Origin of the sequence: Citrobacter sp. Ce104 (assembly GCF_030334595.1) — a bacterium.
GTDB lineage: Bacteria > Pseudomonadota > Gammaproteobacteria > Enterobacterales > Enterobacteriaceae > Citrobacter > Citrobacter europaeus.
This window is the reverse complement of the sequence record NZ_JAOWDP010000066.1, coordinates 227,181-246,285: the sequence shown is the minus strand read 5'-3', so window position 1 is coordinate 246,285 and position 19,105 is coordinate 227,181. Positions and strand designations below refer to the sequence as shown.

At 47.0% G+C, this 19,105-nt stretch carries 15 protein-coding genes and 1 tRNA gene; 15 read left to right on the top strand and 1 reads right to left on the bottom strand.

Features of this window, described 5'->3' with window-relative positions; all coding sequences use genetic code 11:
* Positions 1 to 3 precede the first annotated feature (3 nt).
* From dsbC to lysS, 4 genes are all read left to right on the top strand, one after another.
* Complete coding sequence (dsbC, locus tag OGW16_RS17435; RefSeq protein ID WP_075145662.1) at positions 4 to 717, top strand: bifunctional protein-disulfide isomerase/oxidoreductase DsbC; 714 nt, start codon at positions 4 to 6, stop codon at positions 715 to 717.
* A 5-nt stretch (positions 718 to 722) separates the two neighbouring features.
* Positions 723 to 2,456 carry a single-stranded-DNA-specific exonuclease RecJ gene (gene recJ, locus OGW16_RS17430; protein ID WP_043017503.1) on the top strand — a complete coding sequence of 578 codons (1,734 nt, stop codon included), beginning with the start codon at positions 723 to 725 and terminating at the stop codon, positions 2,454 to 2,456.
* A 91-nt stretch (positions 2,457 to 2,547) separates the two neighbouring features.
* A protein-coding gene (prfB, locus tag OGW16_RS17425) for a peptide chain release factor 2 (RefSeq protein ID WP_100194817.1) occupies positions 2,548 to 3,646 on the top strand; the annotation gives its coding sequence in 2 pieces (ribosomal slippage) (positions 2,548 to 2,622 and positions 2,624 to 3,646; 1,098 coding nt in all).
* 9 nt (positions 3,647 to 3,655) lie between these two features.
* Positions 3,656 to 5,173, top strand: a complete 1,518-nt coding sequence (gene lysS, locus OGW16_RS17420) for a lysine--tRNA ligase (RefSeq protein WP_005123357.1) — start codon at positions 3,656 to 3,658, stop codon at positions 5,171 to 5,173.
* 85 nt (positions 5,174 to 5,258) lie between these two features.
* On the opposite strand, the gene idi is transcribed toward lysS, so the two are convergent.
* The gene (idi, locus tag OGW16_RS17415; RefSeq protein ID WP_286518658.1) at positions 5,259 to 5,807 is read right to left on the bottom strand and encodes an isopentenyl-diphosphate Delta-isomerase; all 549 of its coding nucleotides are present in this window, start codon (positions 5,805 to 5,807) and stop codon (positions 5,259 to 5,261) included.
* A gap of 166 nt (positions 5,808 to 5,973) precedes the next feature.
* Between idi and actS the strand changes: the two genes are divergently transcribed.
* The 11 genes from actS to vexD all read left to right on the top strand — a co-directional run bounded on the left by actS (position 5,974) and on the right by vexD (position 19,086).
* Complete coding sequence (actS, locus tag OGW16_RS17410) at positions 5,974 to 6,732, top strand: amidase activator ActS (protein WP_286518657.1); 759 nt, start codon at positions 5,974 to 5,976, stop codon at positions 6,730 to 6,732.
* A 79-nt stretch (positions 6,733 to 6,811) separates the two neighbouring features.
* A tRNA-Gly gene (locus OGW16_RS17405) sits at positions 6,812 to 6,885 on the top strand.
* 877 nt (positions 6,886 to 7,762) lie between these two features.
* Positions 7,763 to 8,287 carry a Vi polysaccharide biosynthesis protein TviA gene (locus OGW16_RS17400; protein WP_286518656.1) on the top strand — a complete coding sequence of 175 codons (525 nt, stop codon included), beginning with the start codon at positions 7,763 to 7,765 and terminating at the stop codon, positions 8,285 to 8,287.
* Positions 8,288 to 8,542: 255 nt separating this feature from the next.
* Positions 8,543 to 9,820 carry a Vi polysaccharide biosynthesis UDP-N-acetylglucosamine C-6 dehydrogenase TviB gene (gene tviB / locus OGW16_RS17395; protein WP_043017474.1) on the top strand — a complete coding sequence of 426 codons (1,278 nt, stop codon included), beginning with the start codon at positions 8,543 to 8,545 and terminating at the stop codon, positions 9,818 to 9,820.
* A 2-nt stretch (positions 9,821 to 9,822) separates the two neighbouring features.
* On the top strand, positions 9,823 to 10,863 hold the full coding sequence (gene tviC / locus OGW16_RS17390) for a Vi polysaccharide biosynthesis UDP-N-acetylglucosaminuronic acid C-4 epimerase TviC (RefSeq protein WP_043017473.1): 1,041 nt from the start codon (positions 9,823 to 9,825) through the stop codon (positions 10,861 to 10,863).
* A gap of 29 nt (positions 10,864 to 10,892) precedes the next feature.
* Positions 10,893 to 13,388, top strand: coding sequence for a Vi polysaccharide biosynthesis protein TviD (tviD, locus tag OGW16_RS17385; RefSeq protein ID WP_286518655.1), 2,496 nt, complete (start codon positions 10,893 to 10,895; stop codon positions 13,386 to 13,388).
* A complete protein-coding gene (gene tviE / locus OGW16_RS17380) occupies positions 13,388 to 15,124 on the top strand; it encodes a Vi polysaccharide biosynthesis glycosyltransferase TviE (protein ID WP_075145664.1) in 1,737 nt (578 codons plus the stop codon). Before tviD ends, tviE begins: the two co-directional genes overlap by 1 nt.
* 45 nt (positions 15,125 to 15,169) lie before the next feature.
* On the top strand, positions 15,170 to 16,237 hold the full coding sequence (gene vexA / locus OGW16_RS17375) for a Vi polysaccharide ABC transporter protein VexA (protein WP_043017470.1): 1,068 nt from the start codon (positions 15,170 to 15,172) through the stop codon (positions 16,235 to 16,237).
* A gap of 9 nt (positions 16,238 to 16,246) precedes the next feature.
* Positions 16,247 to 17,041, top strand: a complete 795-nt coding sequence (vexB, locus tag OGW16_RS17370) for a Vi polysaccharide ABC transporter inner membrane protein VexB (RefSeq protein WP_286518654.1) — start codon at positions 16,247 to 16,249, stop codon at positions 17,039 to 17,041.
* A gap of 25 nt (positions 17,042 to 17,066) precedes the next feature.
* Positions 17,067 to 17,762, top strand: a complete 696-nt coding sequence (gene vexC, locus OGW16_RS17365; protein WP_043017468.1) for a Vi polysaccharide ABC transporter ATP-binding protein VexC — start codon at positions 17,067 to 17,069, stop codon at positions 17,760 to 17,762.
* Positions 17,763 to 17,784: 22 nt separating this feature from the next.
* Positions 17,785 to 19,086, top strand: coding sequence for a Vi polysaccharide ABC transporter inner membrane protein VexD (vexD, locus tag OGW16_RS17360; RefSeq protein ID WP_043017467.1), 1,302 nt, complete (start codon positions 17,785 to 17,787; stop codon positions 19,084 to 19,086).
* Positions 19,087 to 19,105: the final 19 nt, after the last annotated feature.

Here is a 19,105-nt window from a genome sequence, read left to right as displayed (position 1 = left end):
GTTATGAAAAAACGTTTTATGATGTTCACTCTGCTGGCGACGGCGTTTTCCGGCATGGTACATGCAGACGATGCGGCGATTCGCCAGTCATTAGCGAAGCTGGGCGTTCAGAGTACCGAGATTCAGTCAGCTCCGGTTGCGGGTATGAAAACGGTACTGACCAATAGCGGCGTGCTGTACGTTACTGAAGACGGTAAACATATTATTCAGGGACCGATGTATGACGTGAGTGGCGCAAGCCCGGTAAATGTCACCAATCAGCTGCTAATGAAACATTTGAACGCGCTGGAGAACGAGATGATCGTCTACAAAGCGCCGCAGGAAAAACACGTCATTACCGTTTTCACCGACATCACCTGTGGCTACTGCCACAAGCTGCATGAAGAGATGAAAGATTACAATGCGTTAGGGATCACCGTACGCTATCTGGCCTTCCCTCGTCAGGGACTGGAAAGCCAGGCCGAGCAGGACATGAAGTCTATCTGGTGCGCAAAGGACAAAAACAAAGCCTTTGACGACGCCATGGCTGGCAAAGATGTGAAAGCGGCGACCTGTGATGTGGATATCGCTAACCACTATGCGCTGGGCGTCCAGTTCGGCGTCAGCGGTACGCCAGCGATTGTGCTGAGCAATGGCTACGTAGTGCCAGGCTATCAGGGCCCGAAAGAGATGAAAGAATTCCTCGATGCGCATGCAAAACAAACCAGCGGTAAATAATTCGCGTGAAACAACAGATACAACTTCGTCGGCGTGAGGCCGACGAGACCGCCGAGCTACCTGCTGACTTGCCGCCATTGCTGCGCCGTTTATACGCCAGTCGCGGCGTGCGCAGCGCGCAGGAGCTTGAGCGTAGCGTGAAAGGCATGCTGCCGTGGCAGCATTTGAACGGCGTCGAAAAAGCGGTAGAGATCCTCTATAACGCCTTTCGTGCGGGAACCCGCATCATCGTGGTCGGTGATTTTGATGCCGATGGCGCCACCAGTACAGCGCTCAGCATCCTGGCAATGCGCGCGTTGGGCTGCAGCAACGTTGACTACCTGGTGCCTAATCGTTTTGAAGACGGCTATGGCTTAAGCCCGGAAGTGGTGGATCAGGCTCATGCTCGTGGCGCTCAGCTGATTGTCACCGTAGATAATGGCATCTCGTCCCATGCGGGGGTTGAACATGCCAGAACGTTGGGGATCCCGGTCGTTGTGACCGATCACCACCTGCCAGGGGACACGCTGCCGGGCGCTGAAGCGATTATCAATCCTAACCTGCACGATTGTGAATTCCCGTCTAAATCGCTGGCAGGCGTTGGCGTGGCCTTCTATCTGATGCTGGCGCTACGCACCTTCCTGCGTGACAAAGGCTGGTTTGATGAACGAGGCATTACGCCGCCGAACCTGGCGGATTTGCTCGATCTGGTCGCGCTTGGCACGGTGGCCGATGTGGTCCCGTTGGATGCCAATAACCGCATTTTGACGTGGCAAGGCTTAAGCCGTATTCGTGCCGGAAAGTGTCGCCCGGGTATTAAAGCGCTGCTGGAGATTTCCAATCGCGATCCACTCAAATTGGCTGCCAGTGATTTAGGTTTTGCCCTCGGGCCCAGACTGAACGCGGCGGGGCGCCTGGACGATATGTCCGTTGGCGTGGCGCTGTTGCTGTGCGACAACATTGGCGAAGCGCGCGTGTTGGCTAATGAGTTGGACGCACTCAACCAGACGCGCAAAGAGATAGAGCAGGGTATGCAGGCCGAAGCGCTGACCCTGTGTGAAAAGCTGGAACGCAGTAGTGATATGCTACCGGGCGGTCTGGCGATGTATCATTCCGAGTGGCATCAGGGGGTGGTGGGGATTCTGGCATCGCGTATTAAAGAGCGCTTCCACCGCCCGGTGATTGCGTTTGCTCCTGCCGGTGACGGTACGCTGAAAGGCTCCGGGCGTTCGATTCAGGGGCTGCACATGCGCGATGCGCTGGAGCGCCTGGACACCCTTTATCCGGGCATGATCCTCAAGTTTGGCGGTCACGCCATGGCGGCGGGATTGTCGCTGGAGGAGGCGCAGTTTGAACGTTTTCAGCAGCGTTTCGGCGAACTGGTAACCGAGTGGCTGGATCCCGCTTTACTGCAGGGCGAAGTGGTGTCAGACGGACCTTTGAGCGCGGCGGAGATGACCATGGACGTCGCGCAAATGCTGCGTGATGCCGGGCCGTGGGGGCAAATGTTCCCTGAACCGCTGTTTGACGGGCATTTCCGTTTGCTCCAGCAGCGTCTGGTCGGTGAGCGTCATCTGAAGGTGATGGTCGAGCCTGTTGGCGGCGGTCCACTGCTGGACGGAATTGCGTTCAACGTTGATACCAGTTGCTGGCCGGACAACGGCGTGCGCGATGTTCAGTTGGCCTATAAACTGGATATTAATGAGTTTCGCGGCAACCGCAGTTTGCAGCTAATAATCGATAATATCTGGCCACTTTAGCGTCACTAATCGCTATAAAAAAGGGCGTGGATTAGTTACAATCCCGCTCTTATAACCGCATTTTGACTAGTCCAATAAAAGAAATCAGACAATGTTTGAAATTAATCCGGTAAATAACCGCATTCAGGACCTCACGGAACGCTCTGACGTTCTTAGGGGGTATCTTTGACTATGATGCCAAGAAAGAGCGTCTGGAAGAAGTAAACGCCGAGCTGGAGCAGCCGGACGTGTGGAACGAACCCGAACGCGCGCAGGCGCTGGGTAAAGAGCGTTCCTCCCTCGAGGCCATCGTTGATACGCTCGATCAGATGAGCCAGGGCCTGGAAGATGTCTCCGGCCTGCTGGAACTGGCTGTAGAAGCCGACGACGAAGAAACCTTTAACGAAGCCGTAGCAGAACTCGATACCCTGGAAGATAAGTTAGCGCAGCTGGAATTCCGTCGTATGTTCTCCGGCGAATATGACAGCGCAGATTGCTATCTCGATATTCAGGCTGGCTCCGGTGGTACGGAAGCGCAAGACTGGGCAAGCATGCTGATGCGTATGTATCTGCGTTGGGCTGAAGCACGCGGCTTTAAGACTGAAATTATTGAAGAATCTGAAGGTGAAGTGGCGGGTATTAAATCCGTGACCATCAGAATTGCTGGCGAATATGCTTACGGTTGGCTGCGCACTGAAACCGGCGTACACCGTCTGGTACGTAAGAGCCCGTTCGACTCCGGCGGTCGCCGCCATACGTCGTTCAGCTCGGCGTTTGTCTATCCGGAAGTTGACGATGATATCGATATCGACATCAACCCGGCGGATCTGCGCATTGACGTTTATCGCGCCTCTGGTGCGGGCGGTCAGCACGTTAACCGTACAGAATCGGCGGTACGTATCACCCACATCCCGACCGGAATTGTGACGCAGTGTCAGAACGACCGTTCCCAGCACAAGAACAAAGACCAGGCCATGAAGCAGATGAAAGCGAAGCTTTATGAACTGGAAATGCAGAAGAAGAATGCCGAGAAACAGGCGATGGAAGACAATAAGTCAGATATCGGCTGGGGTAGCCAGATTCGTTCTTATGTCCTTGATGACTCCCGCATTAAAGATCTGCGTACCGGGGTTGAAACCCGTAACACGCAGGCGGTGCTGGATGGCAGCCTGGATCAATTTATCGAAGCAAGTTTGAAAGCAGGGTTATGAGGAACCAACATGTCTGAACAACACGTACAGGGCGCTGACGCGGTAGCCGATCTTAACAATGAACTGAAAACGCGCCGTGAGAAGCTGGCGAGCCTGCGTGAGCAGGGGATCCCGTTCCCGAACGATTTCCGTCGCGATCATACCTCAGACCAACTGCATGCTGACTTCGACGCGAAAGAAAACGAAGAGCTGGAAGCGCTGAACATCGAAGTATCCGTTGCTGGCCGTATGATGACCCGCCGTATTATGGGCAAAGCATCATTCGTTACGCTGCAGGATGTTGGCGGTCGCATTCAGCTGTACGTTGCTCGCGACGATCTGCCGGAAGGCGTCTACAACGAGCAGTTCAAAAAATGGGATCTGGGCGATATCCTCGGCGCGAAAGGTAAGTTGTTCAAGACCAAGACTGGTGAGCTGTCTATTCATTGCACCGAGCTGCGTCTGCTAACCAAAGCGCTGCGCCCGCTGCCGGATAAATTCCACGGTCTGCAGGATCAGGAAGCGCGCTATCGTCAACGCTACCTGGATCTCATCTCTAACGATGAATCCCGCAACACCTTTAAAGTGCGTTCACAGATTATGGCGGGTATCCGTCAGTTCATGGTGGGTCGCGGCTTTATGGAAGTAGAAACCCCGATGATGCAGGTGATCCCAGGCGGTGCGGCAGCGCGTCCGTTTATCACTCATCATAACGCGCTGGATCTGGACATGTATCTGCGTATCGCGCCGGAACTGTACCTCAAGCGTCTGGTGGTTGGCGGCTTCGAACGCGTTTTCGAAATTAACCGTAACTTCCGTAACGAAGGCATCTCTGTTCGCCATAACCCAGAGTTCACCATGATGGAACTCTACATGGCTTATGCGGACTACAAAGATCTGATCGAGTTGACCGAATCACTGTTCCGTACGCTGGCGCAGAACGTTCTGGGAACGACTGAAGTGCCTTACGGTGAAGAAGTCTTCGACTTCGGTAAGCCGTTCGAAAAACTGACCATGCGCGAAGCGATTCAGAAATACCGTCCGGAAACCAATATGGCCGATCTGGATAACTTCGACTCTGCAAAAGCGATTGCTGAATCTATCGGCATCAAGGTTGAGAAGAGCTGGGGTCTGGGCCGTATCGTGACCGAGATCTTTGAAGAAGTTGCGGAAGCGCACCTGATTCAACCAACCTTCATTACCGAATACCCGGCAGAAGTTTCTCCGCTGGCGCGTCGTAATGATGAAAACCCGGAAATCACCGATCGCTTCGAATTCTTCATCGGCGGACGTGAAATCGGTAACGGTTTCAGCGAGCTGAACGATGCGGAAGATCAGGCGCAGCGTTTCCAGGATCAGGTTAACGCCAAAGATGCGGGTGATGACGAAGCGATGTTCTACGACGAAGACTACGTTACCGCTCTGGAACACGGCTTGCCGCCGACTGCGGGTCTGGGTATTGGTATCGACCGTATGGTTATGCTGTTCACCAACAGCCATACCATCCGCGATGTGATCCTGTTCCCGGCGATGCGACCGGTTAAGTAAGATGTGAAATGCCGGATGGTGGCTGATGCCTTATCCGGCCTACTATTTATTATGTAGGCCAGGTAAGCGTCGCCCCATCAGGCAGTCAATTCCTGTTGGCAAACTTGCGCAGTAATTCTCGCGCCTTATCGTTTGCAACCTGTAATACCATCCATGGGCTAAAAGCCCACGGCGTCGCGTCAATTCCGCTTAAGACATCCTCAAGATTGCCCCACTGGCAATCCATCACTTCATCTGGGTTTAGCTGTAGCTCACTGACGATCTGTGCGGCATAAACCGGGCATACTTCGTTTTCCACTATTCCACTCGGGTCCGCAGCGCAATAACGAAAATCAACATACACGGGGCTGAGCGCGTCAATGTCTGCACCCAGTTCGAAGCGAGCCCGGCGGACAATAGCGGCTTCGGTGCTTTCACCCAACTGCGGGTGACCGCAGACAGAGTTGGTCCAGACGCCTGGCCAGGCTTTTTTATGCAGTGAGCGGCGGGTCACCAGCAGTTGTCCCTGGTCGTTAAATATCCAGCATGAAAACGCAGCGTGCAGAGGCGTTGTGGCGGTATGCGCCGCATACTTTTCCAGTGTTCCACAAGGCTGGTCCTGCTCATTCAATAATATGACATGTTCCTGTCGCATAGCATCCACCATCAATCTTAAGCACCCATATTATATGCTTAATTAAGTCAGAATGATTAACAGAGGGTGTGAAATGCCAGCGTCGACGCCTCGTTGCGCGATATGATTTGGCTTCCGGTTTCTGGCTGCTATGATAAAGCGTCTGAAAATGTTGCGAGGTATTGTTTTGAGTGCAGGACGCCTGAAGAAAAATGGCCTGAGTATCGCGATGCTGCTGTGTGTTGGTCTGCTGTTAGCAGGGTGTTCCGGGAGCAAGTCGTCTGATACAGGAAGTTATTCCGGCTCCGTGTATACCGTGAAGCGAGGTGATACGCTATACCGTATTTCGCGCGCCACCGGGACCAGCGTGAAAGAGATCGCCCGCCTGAATAATATTTCACCGCCCTATACCATTGAAGTAGGGCAAAAGCTGAAAGTTAGCAGCGGCGCGAAATCCAGTTCTGGCTCTGGCAAAGCAACCAAGAAATCCGCAACCAAAACGGCGGCGGTCAGACCATCTTCTTCTGTGCCGCAGTCGTCGTGGCCGCCAGTGGGGCAACGCTGTTGGCAGTGGCCCGCCAGCGGTAAAGTGATCCTGCCTTATTCAACCGCGGACGGCGGCAATAAGGGCATTGATATCTCAGCTGCGCGCGGTACGCCGATTTATGCGGCCGGAGCGGGGAAGGTGGTTTATGTCGGCAATCAGCTGCGGGGTTACGGTAATCTCATTATGATTAAGCACAGTGAGGATTACATCACTGCGTATGCGCATAATGACACCATGTTGGTGAACAACGGTCAAAACGTGAAAGCCGGGCAGAAGATCGCGACGATGGGCAGCTCGGATGCGACTACGGTGCGGCTGCATTTCCAGATCCGTTACCGGGCGACAGCTATCGATCCGCTGCGTTATTTGCCGCCGCAGGGCAGTAAACCAAAATGCTGACGGTGAATTAATCGCCAGTCAGTCGGTTAGTCCCTTGCCAAGAAGAGCGTAAGGTTTATAATCCCTTACGCACTTCAATGCGGGCGTAGTTCAATGGTAGAACGAGAGCTTCCCAAGCTCTATACGAGGGTTCGATTCCCTTCGCCCGCTCCAGTTCTTCTACTCACTGACTCTCCTGATTCAATTATCCTTCTAAATTTCAATGTGTTACTTCGTTTATCGTTAATCGGACTCATGTAACAGCTATGTAGGCCAAACCGACTGTGGTAGAAAGCTGGTGGGATTTGATACTCCTTCTGAGAGATACTCCCTGTGAAACTAACAATCCACATGAGCTAATAAAGGAATGTTTCAAGCGTCTGCACATCTACCAAAATTAATAAATTACATGTTTATTAAGGTAACTGATTTAATTCTAATCATCCGACCACGAGATTGTTCAAATACATAAAAAATACGAGTTAGCCTACTACTTCTTACCATTTCTAATACTTGCAAGGTCGAGCGGATCGTAAGCCTTGTATATATTACATTAATACTGCCGAAGAATACGGAAAATATAGTGAGATTGGCTATAGTTATACTGATTAAGATCTCACCCAGTACCAATAAAAATTTAAGCGTAGGGACATGCGTGACAATTCAGGCATATCACCTCTAAGCGTGGTGTGTATGTCGTGAATTTGTAAGATAATGTTTCTGTGGGTTTTGAGACTTTTCTCATTTTGAATAAAAGATGAAAGTTTGTTTTCACAGTCAGTGCTAATAATACAACCAATAAGAGCAATAAATTGCCAACATTCATTAGTATTTCAAATCCAAAATGGAATGATTGATAGGTTTTAGTTATGGATGGTGAGGGGTTGATATCACATCCTTGTTGTGTAAAAGTTCATTTCATGTACTTAGCAATATTAATAAAATAAATTACTCGGTTGTTAGGTATTTGCTTAGAGGGTAGGTGTGCTTGAAAGTACGCCTTTACCTTTACCATGGATGAAATAGAGTTGTTTGAGGTTATGGAGGCTTCATGAAGTATCAACATTTCTGGCCACCAAATGATATTTACTTTGGGGTTGGCGTCGCTGGTATTATTGATGAAATGTCACTGATTACAAACGAAAGAAATTATTTATTCGTGAGCCTTAATCGATACAGCTTGCGCAGTACGTTGATCTTTTTTTCACGGAATAAAGATATTAATAAAATAATAATCATCATTTCCAGTTCACGATTGATGCCTTTAGCTCTTTTTTGGCTGGATAATATCAAAAATGTTATTGCTGTTTTCGATACCACAACGCCAGTGCCGGAGATGATAAAAAAAATAAGCCTGTATCGAAATGGTGACAAGATAACGGCAGGGCGGAAGGAATGCAGCTTTAAGATCAGCAAAAAAGATATCATGAAGATGAAGTATTTCTTGACCGAAAGCGGTATGGAGGAGCTACAGGATAGATTTATGAACTCACCGTCTACATTGTATCGTTGGAGAAAAGAGGTCGCCATGAAATTTGGTGTGCGGGACCCTCGGTATCTTCTATTGCCAGATTAAACAGCCATGCATTAACTCAGTAATAATTACATTTTAAGATCCGGAATTTAATTACTGTTTTAGTACGGATTCTGCATACGACCTTCGTATGATTATAATTAGAAAATATACAATTCTAGCCTTAATTAGACTGGAAATTATCGCAATCACAATACCAATAGATATGCTGGCTAAGCTCGCCAGGGGCGGTAGCATTCCAGAAACATCTGGGATTAGTTTAAAATTAATAAATACTAAATAAAGGACTTATCAGTAATGATCAGCAAAGATGATGTGAAAATTGCCATTATCGGACTCGGATATGTTGGTTTACCGTTAGCCGCTGAATTTGGGAAAATTCGTCAGGTGGTTGGTTTTGATGTTAATCATAAACGTATACTTGAGCTAAAAGAAGGGATCGATGTCAATCTCGAAACTACAGAAGAAGAGTTGCGTGATGCTCGTCATCTGACATTTACTTCATCAATTGATGAAATCAGAGAATGCAATTTTTATATCATTACTGTCCCGACGCCGATCAACGATTACAAGCAACCAGACCTCACCCCTTTGATCAGGGCAAGTGAAACCGTTGGCAAGGTACTGAAACCGGGGGATATTGTCGTGTATGAGTCTACGGTATATCCAGGATGTACCGAAGAAGAATGCGTGCCGATACTGGAGCGCATATCAGCGATGACATTTAACAAAGACTTCTTCGTTGGCTATAGCCCAGAGCGTATCAATCCCGGCGATAAAAAATACCGACTGACAACTATTAAGAAGATTACCTCTGGTTCAACTGCGGAAACGGCCTGTTTGGTTGATGCAATCTATCGACAGATCATCACGGCAGGAACATACAAAACCGAAAGCATTAAGATCGCGGAAGCGGCAAAAGTGATCGAAAATACCCAGCGTGATCTCAATATCGCGCTGGTAAATGAATTGGCTATTATCTTTAACCGATTAGAGATCGATACTGAAGCCGTGCTGCGAGCCGCGGGAAGTAAATGGAACTTCCTGCCATTCCGTCCGGGACTGGTTGGTGGTCACTGCATTGGTGTCGATCCTTACTATCTGACTCATAAATCTCAGGGCATCGGTTACTATCCAGAAATTATCCTCGCAGGTCGTCGACTCAACGATAATATGGGCAACTATGTTTCGGGACAGTTGATTAAAGCCATGATCAAAAAAGGAATTAACGTTGAGGGTTCTAACGTTCTGATTCTGGGGTTTACTTTTAAAGAAAACTGCCCGGACATCAGAAATACCCGCATTATTGATGTTGTAAAAGAATTGGGTAATTACAGTTGTAATGTTGATATTTATGACCCTTGGGTTGATGCCGAGGAAGTGGAAGAAGAATACGGGATTATACCTGTATCGGAAATCAAAACTGCATCTTATGATGCCATTATTGTCGCAGTCGGACATGAGCAGTTTAAGCTGATGGGGAGTCATGATATTCGTGGGTTTGGAAAAGATAAACATGTGCTTTATGATCTGAAGTATATTCTTCCCCCTGAGCAGTCAGATGTGAGGTTATAATCATGACAGCTTATGATGAATTAAAAATACAACTTGTTCTTGAACCAAAACGTTGGCTTATTACTGGCGTAGCCGGTTTCATCGGCTCAGGGTTATTGGAAGAACTGCTCTTTTTAAATCAAACGGTAATTGGGTTGGATAATTTTTCAACTGGCTATCAGCATAACTTAGAGGACGTGCGCGCCGCTGTCAGTGAAGAACAATGGTCCCGGTTTACCTTTATTCATGGGGATATTCGATCGTTTGCCGATTGCCGGGCTGTTTGTGAGAACGTCGATTACGTTTTACATCAGGCTGCTCTGGGAAGCGTACCACGTTCTTTACAGGATCCCATCACGACAAATAGCGCTAACATTGATGGTTTTTTAAATATGTTGACGGCGGCGAGAGATGCACATGTATCTGGTTTCACCTATGCAGCAAGCAGCAGCACTTATGGCGACCATCCCGATTTACCTAAAATAGAGGAACGGATCGGCCGACCATTAAGCCCGTATGCGGTAACAAAATACGTCAATGAATTATATGCTGATGTGTTTGCACGTAGTTATGATTTTAACGCTATTGGCTTACGCTACTTTAATGTCTTTGGCCGCCGCCAAAATCCTAACGGCGCATACTCTGCAGTCATTCCACGTTGGATACTATCACTACTTAAAGATGAACCGATTTATATCAATGGCGATGGTACAACGAGCCGTGATTTTTGCTATATAGAAAATGTAATTCAGGCCAATCTATTATCAGCAACGACTAATAACTTAGCCTCAAAAAATAAAGTCTATAATGTGGCTGTCGGAGATAGAACGTCACTTAATGAGCTTTATTATCTTATTCGCGATGGATTAAATTTATGGCGGGATGAGCAAAATTGTGCTGAGCCAATTTATAAGGATTTTCGTGACGGTGACGTTAAGCATAGCCAGGCTGATATAACCAGAATAAAAAAATTGCTTTCGTATGAGCCAGAGTTTGATATCAAAGAAGGACTGAAACAAACTCTAAAATGGTATATTGATAAGCAAACTATCTTGTATTCCTGAGTATAACTGCTCATTTTCTTTTTACGTGGATGAATTTAATGAAATCGTCAGGGATGTTTACGCTTACAGCAATTGGTAGTTGCCGTATTGTGAGTCCAGTAAAACGAGCTCAGCCTTATTTTAATTTTCAGGCTAACTTTAAGAAAATTTACGGGTTTACGCATACGAGCAGTGAGGCATTACAGCAAATTCGTTTTTTTCTAGGCTTGATAGATATTCCGGATCAGGTCCGACCATTTATTTTTAGACCTGCTGTAAGTTATTTAAACACCGATGTTCATAGTCCTTCTGATTTCTATATCGTTGAAATTTCGAGTCAGAAGAAGATTATGGCCTATGGATTCTGCTTACAAATAAATTATTTAACTCGTCATTTCTATGAGTTTTTTAGCCAAACAGAGCGAGCACGCGCCTACTGGTCGCTAGCGTCGCAAGGAAATCAGCACAAACTACTGGCCTATCTCAAAGACGATCCCTGTTTTGCAGGAATGTCGGAAAGCGATCGTGCCTTATTAAGCAGTATCAATGTCGAGCAGATGGATGAGCATGCTATCGAACAGGATATGCAGGAAATCGTTCAGCTTCTCGGTCGCGATCGCGTTATGTTTATGACCCATATTGATGCTGTCACTCGTGCAGGAACTGTCATTCAGTCCCGCAGTCGGTTGATTAAAAATGTCGACACCATCGCCGCAAGGATGGGTATTCCCTGCGTTAATCCAACAAATTTGATGGAAAAATGGGGGCAAAAACGTGCGTTGGAAAAAAATGGCGACGATCTTACTCATTATACCGACATGTTTGGTGATGCTATCGTTGCGACCATTTTTAAGAATGTGATCAACAGTACTAATCATCATCTTGATGAGGGGCGGCAAGAGAAACAAGACCAAATACGTGAACTTACCTTATCGATCACGAAGCAGCTTGCGGATGGCGACATTATTGCCGCGTCACAGCAACTTTTTGCCGCATTAAGACATCAACAGAAAGAGCCCGTTCTGATTCAACTTCGATCCGTAATTTTTAGTCGCTTAGGTTATTATGAACAGGCTTATCAGGATATTAGTGATGTTGAGAAAATTATCGGTACGACTGACAGTACCTTACGTTGCCGGCTGAGGTCTCTACATGGATTAGCGCGTTGGCAGGAATCTTTATCGACGGCCGAGATGATGCTTTCTAATGAGATTGAAGATGAAGAAGTACTTACCGTTGCCGCCAGCTCAGCCGATGCTTTACAGCTATTTGACAAGTCATATCAATACTGGAAACGTGTACTGTTATTGAATCCTGTAACCCAAAGCGGATGGGTTAGTTTCCTGAGTAGCACACAATATTTCAATGGTGGCAACGCATTTTCCGACGCTTTCCAGGCCGGCATTCAATCGCAGTGTTTAAATGATGCGTTTATGGAGACAGCGCTATCATTGGCAGTCAAATTCAGGGATGAATTGATTTTCATGCAGACGCTCGAGCAGTTACTCCGCCATGAGTCAGAATTTGCGCTGACGGTGTTGTCGACAATTCATGATACCGGCCTCGTAATCCGAACGGCTTTCTGCATCAAGAATATGAACTATCAACAGGCGCTTAGCACCTCGTATAAAGATAAACTCCACGATGTTTTTGAGGCATGGAACAATACTGCGCTGTCGCTACATTCGGTTGAAGATTTTGTCTCACTGAGTACTTCGCTGGTGTACAGCTACTCTGCATTTATGGTTTATCCCCACGCACGTATTTCTCGCTTTAATAATGAAGTTAAAGCGGCATGGCGCGATAAATTAAGAGAAATGTATGAGCGCGAGGATTATGAAAATATCCTGGCAGGGGCAAAAATTGTGTGGCCGCTTCTGGAGTTCGATCCTGTTAGCACCGTATATTGTGCAAGAACGTTGGTGAATCTTGGTGCCTGGAAAGAAGCGTGCACACTGGCCCACATGACCTTGATTCGTAACTCGAACATTACCAGCCTGCAGTCGATTATGTTACGTAGCATACGTCACATTAACGATATCCCATTTCTCATAGATTTGATTGCTAACGTCATGAGCATTTCTCCATCCTTCCAGAATGCATCAATGAACGACTTGTTCGAGAAAGAATGTCGCAATGTCGCTACCAGAGCCCTTAAATGTGTCCGCCAGAAGAAAAGCGAAGGGCGTCTGGATGAAGCATTGTCTTTATTGATTAGCATGAAACGTATTGATCCTGATGTTTCTCGTCTGATGCGTGAATATAAGCAAATTATCAGATTATTTAATGATTCTCTGAGGGATGGCGGTAGCGCTATCGCTTCTTATGAACATCTTGATTATGCGAAAAAATTACTCGTTTTTGATAGCGAAAATGCCTACGCCTTGAAATATGCCGCATTAAATGCGATGCATTTGCGCGACTACTCGCAGGCTTTGCAGTATTGGCAGCGACTGGAGAAAGTGAACGGGCCAACGGATTCGGTGACAAGGCAGGTAACGACCTGCATAGCCGCATTACAAAAGAATACATCAGGGAAGTCATAATGATAACGCAGGAAGAAAAGTTAGCGGCGCTAGGAAACACGCTTTCAGCATTGAAAAAAGAGAGGAAGCTTGCGCAAGCTATTGCGTTAATTGACAGTGAATTACCGGCCGAGGATTTAACTTCATTAGCGACGCTAAAAAAAGCAGAATTTCTTCATGATTTTAATGAAACGGAGCGTGCGTACGCGCTCTATGAAACGCTGATTGCACAAAACAATGACGAAGCTCGTTATGAGTATGCGCGTCGTTTATATAATGCTGGGCTAGCCAAAGATGCACAGATGATTCTGACAAACGTTAGCAGCGGCGTTCAGAAAAAATATAACAATTATTTAGGCAAAATAAATAAGATCTGCGATTTACTCGAGCGCCTTGAAGGGGAAGCGATCCCTGTGGGGACCAACACCCGTATTATTGCGATGAAGCATGCCATCTTGTCATATCGAAATCGTCAGACGCGGCGGCTTCCTGTCGGGTCTTTCGGTCGCCTTTCACTCTGTACTGGCTCGTTAGGTAGCGGTGGCGCAGAGCGTCAGATTTCCAGGCTGGCTATCGAGATCGCCAGAAAATACCGGCAACAGGGGAAAATTGGCGGCCTAAAAGTAGAAGAACCGGTGGAACTTATTATTCGCTCCCTGTCACCGGAGCTCAGACAAGACTTTTTCCTAAAAGAAGTGCTGGAGGAACAGGTTGAGGTACTGGAAATCGCAAAGATTACCGGAAACTTCTTTGACGATGCGACAATCGAATCTCCGGAACTGCGCTTATTGCTCTCTCATCTCCCACCAGTGTGTAACTATGGCATCAAGCATCTGGTGCCCCACTTATGCGAGCGTAAGCCGGACTATCTCTCCGTCTGGCAGGATGGCGCTTGTCTGATGATTGCGCTTGCAGCGCTGATTGCTGGCGTACCCAGAATTCAACTAGGATTACGCGGGTTGCCGCCTGTGGTGAGAAAACGTCTTTTCAAGCCGGAATATGAGCCTCTCTACCGGGCACTGGCGGTCGTGCCTGGCGTTGATTTTATGAGTAACAACCATTGTGTGACCCGGCATTATGCCGACTGGTTGCAGTTGGATGCGCAGCACTTCCAGGTTGTATATAACGGCGTCTTACCGCCATCCACCGAACCTTCTTCTGAGGTGCCACAAAAAATCTGGCAGCAGTTTACGCAAAAAACGCAGGATGCGGACACGACTATTGGCGGTGTTTTCCGCTTTGTAGGCGATAAGAATCCTCTCGCCTGGATTGATTTTGCAGCACGCTATTTACATCACCATCCCGCCACGCGTTTTGTGCTTGTTGGCGATGGGGATTTGCGCGTTGAAGCTCAGCAACGCGCCGAGCAATTGGGGATTCTGGAGAGGATATTATTTGTCGGCGTCTCGCGTGACGTGGGGTATTGGTTGCAAAAAATGAACCTATTCATTTTGTTCTCTCGTTATGAGGGATTGCCCAATGTGCTTATTGAAGCACAAATGGTCGGGGTACCAGTGATTTCGACTCCTGCAGGCGGATCGGCTGAATGCTTTATTGCGGGTATTTCAGGTTTTATTCTTGATGATGCACAGACGGTCAATCTTGACCAGGCTTGTAGCTATGCAGAACAGTTGGTCAATTTATGGCGTAGCAGAACCGGTATTTGCGAACAGACGCAGTCATTTTTACAAGAGCGTTTTACCGTGGAGCATATGGTGGAAACGTTTGTACAGACCATTGCCTCTCAGCCACGTTAATTTTTGGACGGCATTTTTTCAATTTTTTGATTTATATAATAAGTTATGAAAAAAATTATTATTGTATTAATGACATTTATTCTGCTCTCAGGATGCACTATTCCCAGAGCGGGATTTAAGTCCAGCTTGATTAATCAGGATGATCCTCATTATCGTCTGGTCGAAGTCACGCCAGAATTAAAACTGAGTGATGCCGATAATGCGACGAAAACTATTGTCGATCCGGTCTTTGCCGAAAATAACTGGCACTGGACATCTTTGGCTAAAGGTGATGTGCTGCATATCACTATTTTATCCTCGGGCGGCGCGGGGTATTTGTCCAATAACGCGAGCGGCGACCGGGCGGATTTTGAAAATATTCTTGTGACTGACAGTAATATTGTTCAGGTGCCTTATGCTGGGACAATTCCTGTTACCGGCATGGATGTGACGCAACTGGCTGAAGAGGTCAGAAAGCGGCTTTCGCGCGTTGTCCTGAACCCTCAGGTACTGGTAACGCTCACTGCCCGCACGGGGGCCATGGTGACCGTCGAGGGCAGTGGGAAAACGGGGCGTTACCCTCTTGAACGGAGTATGAATCGTCTAAGTCATTTTTTGGCAACGGCGGCGGCGATGGAAACTACCAGCGCAGATATGATGGAAGTTCACGTGACGCGTCAGCAGCATTATTTTAATGCGCGCCTGTCAGATATTTATCAGTATCCAGCGTTGGATATTGTCTTACAGCCGGATGATCGCATTACTCTGCGCCAGGTGACCGAATATGTGAATGTTCTTGGTGCGGCGGGTGTTCAGGGGAAACATGCTCTGGTTCAGCGTCATTCCAGCGTAGTGGATGCCTTGGCGCTGGCTAAAGGATTAAACGACAATCTTGCCGATCCGCAATCGGTATTTCTGTACAAGCATAATGAAGCAGAACAAGCGAAGCAGCAGATGCGTAAGTTGAATATCTATCATGTCAATATGGGCCTACCTGATTCATTTTTTTTAGCGCAGGCCATGCGAGTGGAAGATGGTGATATTATCTATATCTCTAACGCCTCTTTGACAGATTTCGCTAAGGTAAAAGCCGCATTCGATAGCTTTTTGATCCGTGGCTCTAATTCTTTCTAATGTCGCTATATGAATATTTTGAAAAATAATACTTATTATTTTGTAAAACTCATTTCCGTCTGTGAGTTGATTATTTTACTCATGTCGCGCGACATCAAGACGCGATATAATGGTAATGTGCTAAATTATATGATGGTATTGGCCGTGCCATTGGTATGGATAACCATTACCGTTATTTCCTTCCAATATTTGAATCGTGCAGTTCCAATATTTACTGACGATATCAGCTTTGTTATTTCAGGTATATTACCGTATCTGTTATTTCGCTACACCATTACTGCTACCATGCGCACTCGTTCATTCTTTACATCACTGGCGGTTGTCTCTCAGGTTAAAAAACGATATGTGATTTTTGCTCTCGCCGCAGTCGAATTTGTTAATGCGGTTATCATTTATATTATTGTTTCATTGATTAACTTTCTTATCTTCTCCCGTTGGGAAGCCCATAAACCGATCCTTATTTTTGAAGGGATGGTTATCGCCTGGCTGCTGGGGCTATCGTTTGGTTACTTTTGTGATGCTCTGTCTGAACGGTTTTCGCTGGTCTATAAAGCGGTTCCTGTGGTGTTAAGACCTATGTTTTTGATTTCAGCTGTATTTTATACTGCGAATGAATTGCCATATTCATTATTAAGTATATTCAGCTGGAATCCTCTTCTTCATGTCAATGAGATAGTCAGAGAAGGAATGTTTGAAGGGTACCACTCTTTTTACCTTGAACCTTTTTATCCTCTGGCATTTTCCGCAACGTTATTCATCGCGGGCATCATTTTTCACCGGATTTATGACACTAAAAATCACTGACTTTAGCTTCAGGAGAGACGCGTTCGTGTTCGGTTTATTAGGTTGTACACGCTATTTTGAGTCTGATAAAGGCCCGCGAGTGGTCCTTGATAAAACAGATTTTGTCATGGATTACCATGAGCATATCGGTATTCTGGCGGCTCCTGGTTCAGGCAAAACGACGCTAACCCGAGTGCTGTGCGGCATAGATGCTCCTGATGAAGGGGATTTTCTGGGGCTGCGGGGTGATGCACTTCCGCTGGGGGCAAATGCTTTTGTTCTGCCCGGATTAACCGGCGAAGAGAATGCGCGCATGATGGCCAGTCTTTATGGTCTGGATGGAGATGAGTTTTCACATTTTTGCTATCAATTGACCCAGCTTGAACAGCGCTATACCGACAGGGTGAGTGAATACTCTGTCACGATGAAAGCGCATCTGGCATTTGCCATTAATTTACTGCTTCCCTGCCGTCTTTATATTGCCGATGACAAGCTGTATACCGGGGACAATGCCTCACAATCGCGTATGCAGGAGGCGCTAGCTCATGAGCTAAAGCAGAAAGGGTTGATTGTGCTAACACGCAACCCCCGGCTTATTAAAGAACACTGCCATGCCTTTGGCGTACTGCTGCATGGGAAAATTACCATGTGTGAAGATTTAGCCCAAGCGTCTGCGCTTTTTGAACAATATCAGTTAAATCAGGCGATGATGCAAACTGATGATTATTCTTTTGATATTTAAATAGAAAATATACGGATAGCGTGTGGAAAATTCAGAACGTATTAAAAAATGGAAAGAAGGAAGGGCGAAGGTAGCAGAAGAAAGCCGAGCCTCGCGACTGCAACAAAAAGAAGAATGCGCCCTTCGCCAGAAGGAAAAAATGGCAGAATCGATAAGTCATAATCGACCAGACTCAGTCTGGTCTGCGACGGATGCTGATTCTGTCCGTAGAGCATCATTGGTTATTAAAGAACGGCGTGTTCAGCAAGCCAAACGATCGCTACGTCGACTCTTTCTTTATATTGCTTTGCCGCTACTGATTATTATGCTTATGTCGTGGTTATTAACCTCGCGTTTTTACAGCGCGGATGCCACCTTTATTGTGCAAACTGATGCCAGCCAGGATAATTTTTCTGGAACAGCTTTCTTTGGCGCAGGTAATGAGATGTCAGAAGGCTTTCAGGTTCGCGAGTTTATTCTTTCGAAAGAAATGATGGATCGGATGGAAAAAGAACTCGGCTTTTTATCTTATTTTGCGCAAGATGATATCGCATTATTTTCCCGCTATCACGCGCCGCTGGGAATTAATGATGATCCCTATCGTTACTATTTATCAAAAGTCTCGGTCGCTATTGATATTCAACAGGGCATGCTGCGTTTAAACGTGAAGGCACGGAGTGCGGAACAGGCTGAGTTTTTTGCCCAGCGTATTTTGGCTTTTGCGGAACAGCACGTTAATACCGTTTCAGCGCGGATGCAGCAGGAACGGATATTATGGCTGGAGAACGATGTTAAATCGGCCCAGGAAAATCTGGGGGCGGTTCGGCTTGAATTGCTAAAAATACAGCATATACAAAAAGATATTGAACCACAGGAAACAGTGACCGCGATTTATCAACTGATTGCAGGTTTTGAAACGCAACTGGCGGAGGCGAAAGCGGAATATGCGCAATTAATGGCTAATGGTTTGGATCAAAACCCCCTTATTCCCAGACTGTCGGCCAAAATCAAGGTCCTGGAAAAGCAGATCGGCGAGCAGCGTAACCGTCTGTCCAATAAGTTAGGGTCGCAGGGATCTTCAGAAAGTTTGTCTTTGTTTGAAGATCTTCGCCTGCAGAGTGAAATCGCTAAAACACGCTGGGAATCTGCGTTACAAACCTTACAGCAGGGGAAGCTGCAAGCGCTACGTGAGAGGCGGTATTTGCTGATCATTTCTCAACCAATGGTGGTGTCGGACACCACCCGCTATGCCGATGGTACAAAGTGGTTACTGTTCTTTGTGTTGCTGGGTATCGCGTACCTGGTGACCTCGCTCCTGATAACCATCAGGCGGATGCGTGAATAAAGCTTATTAAGGAAAAACG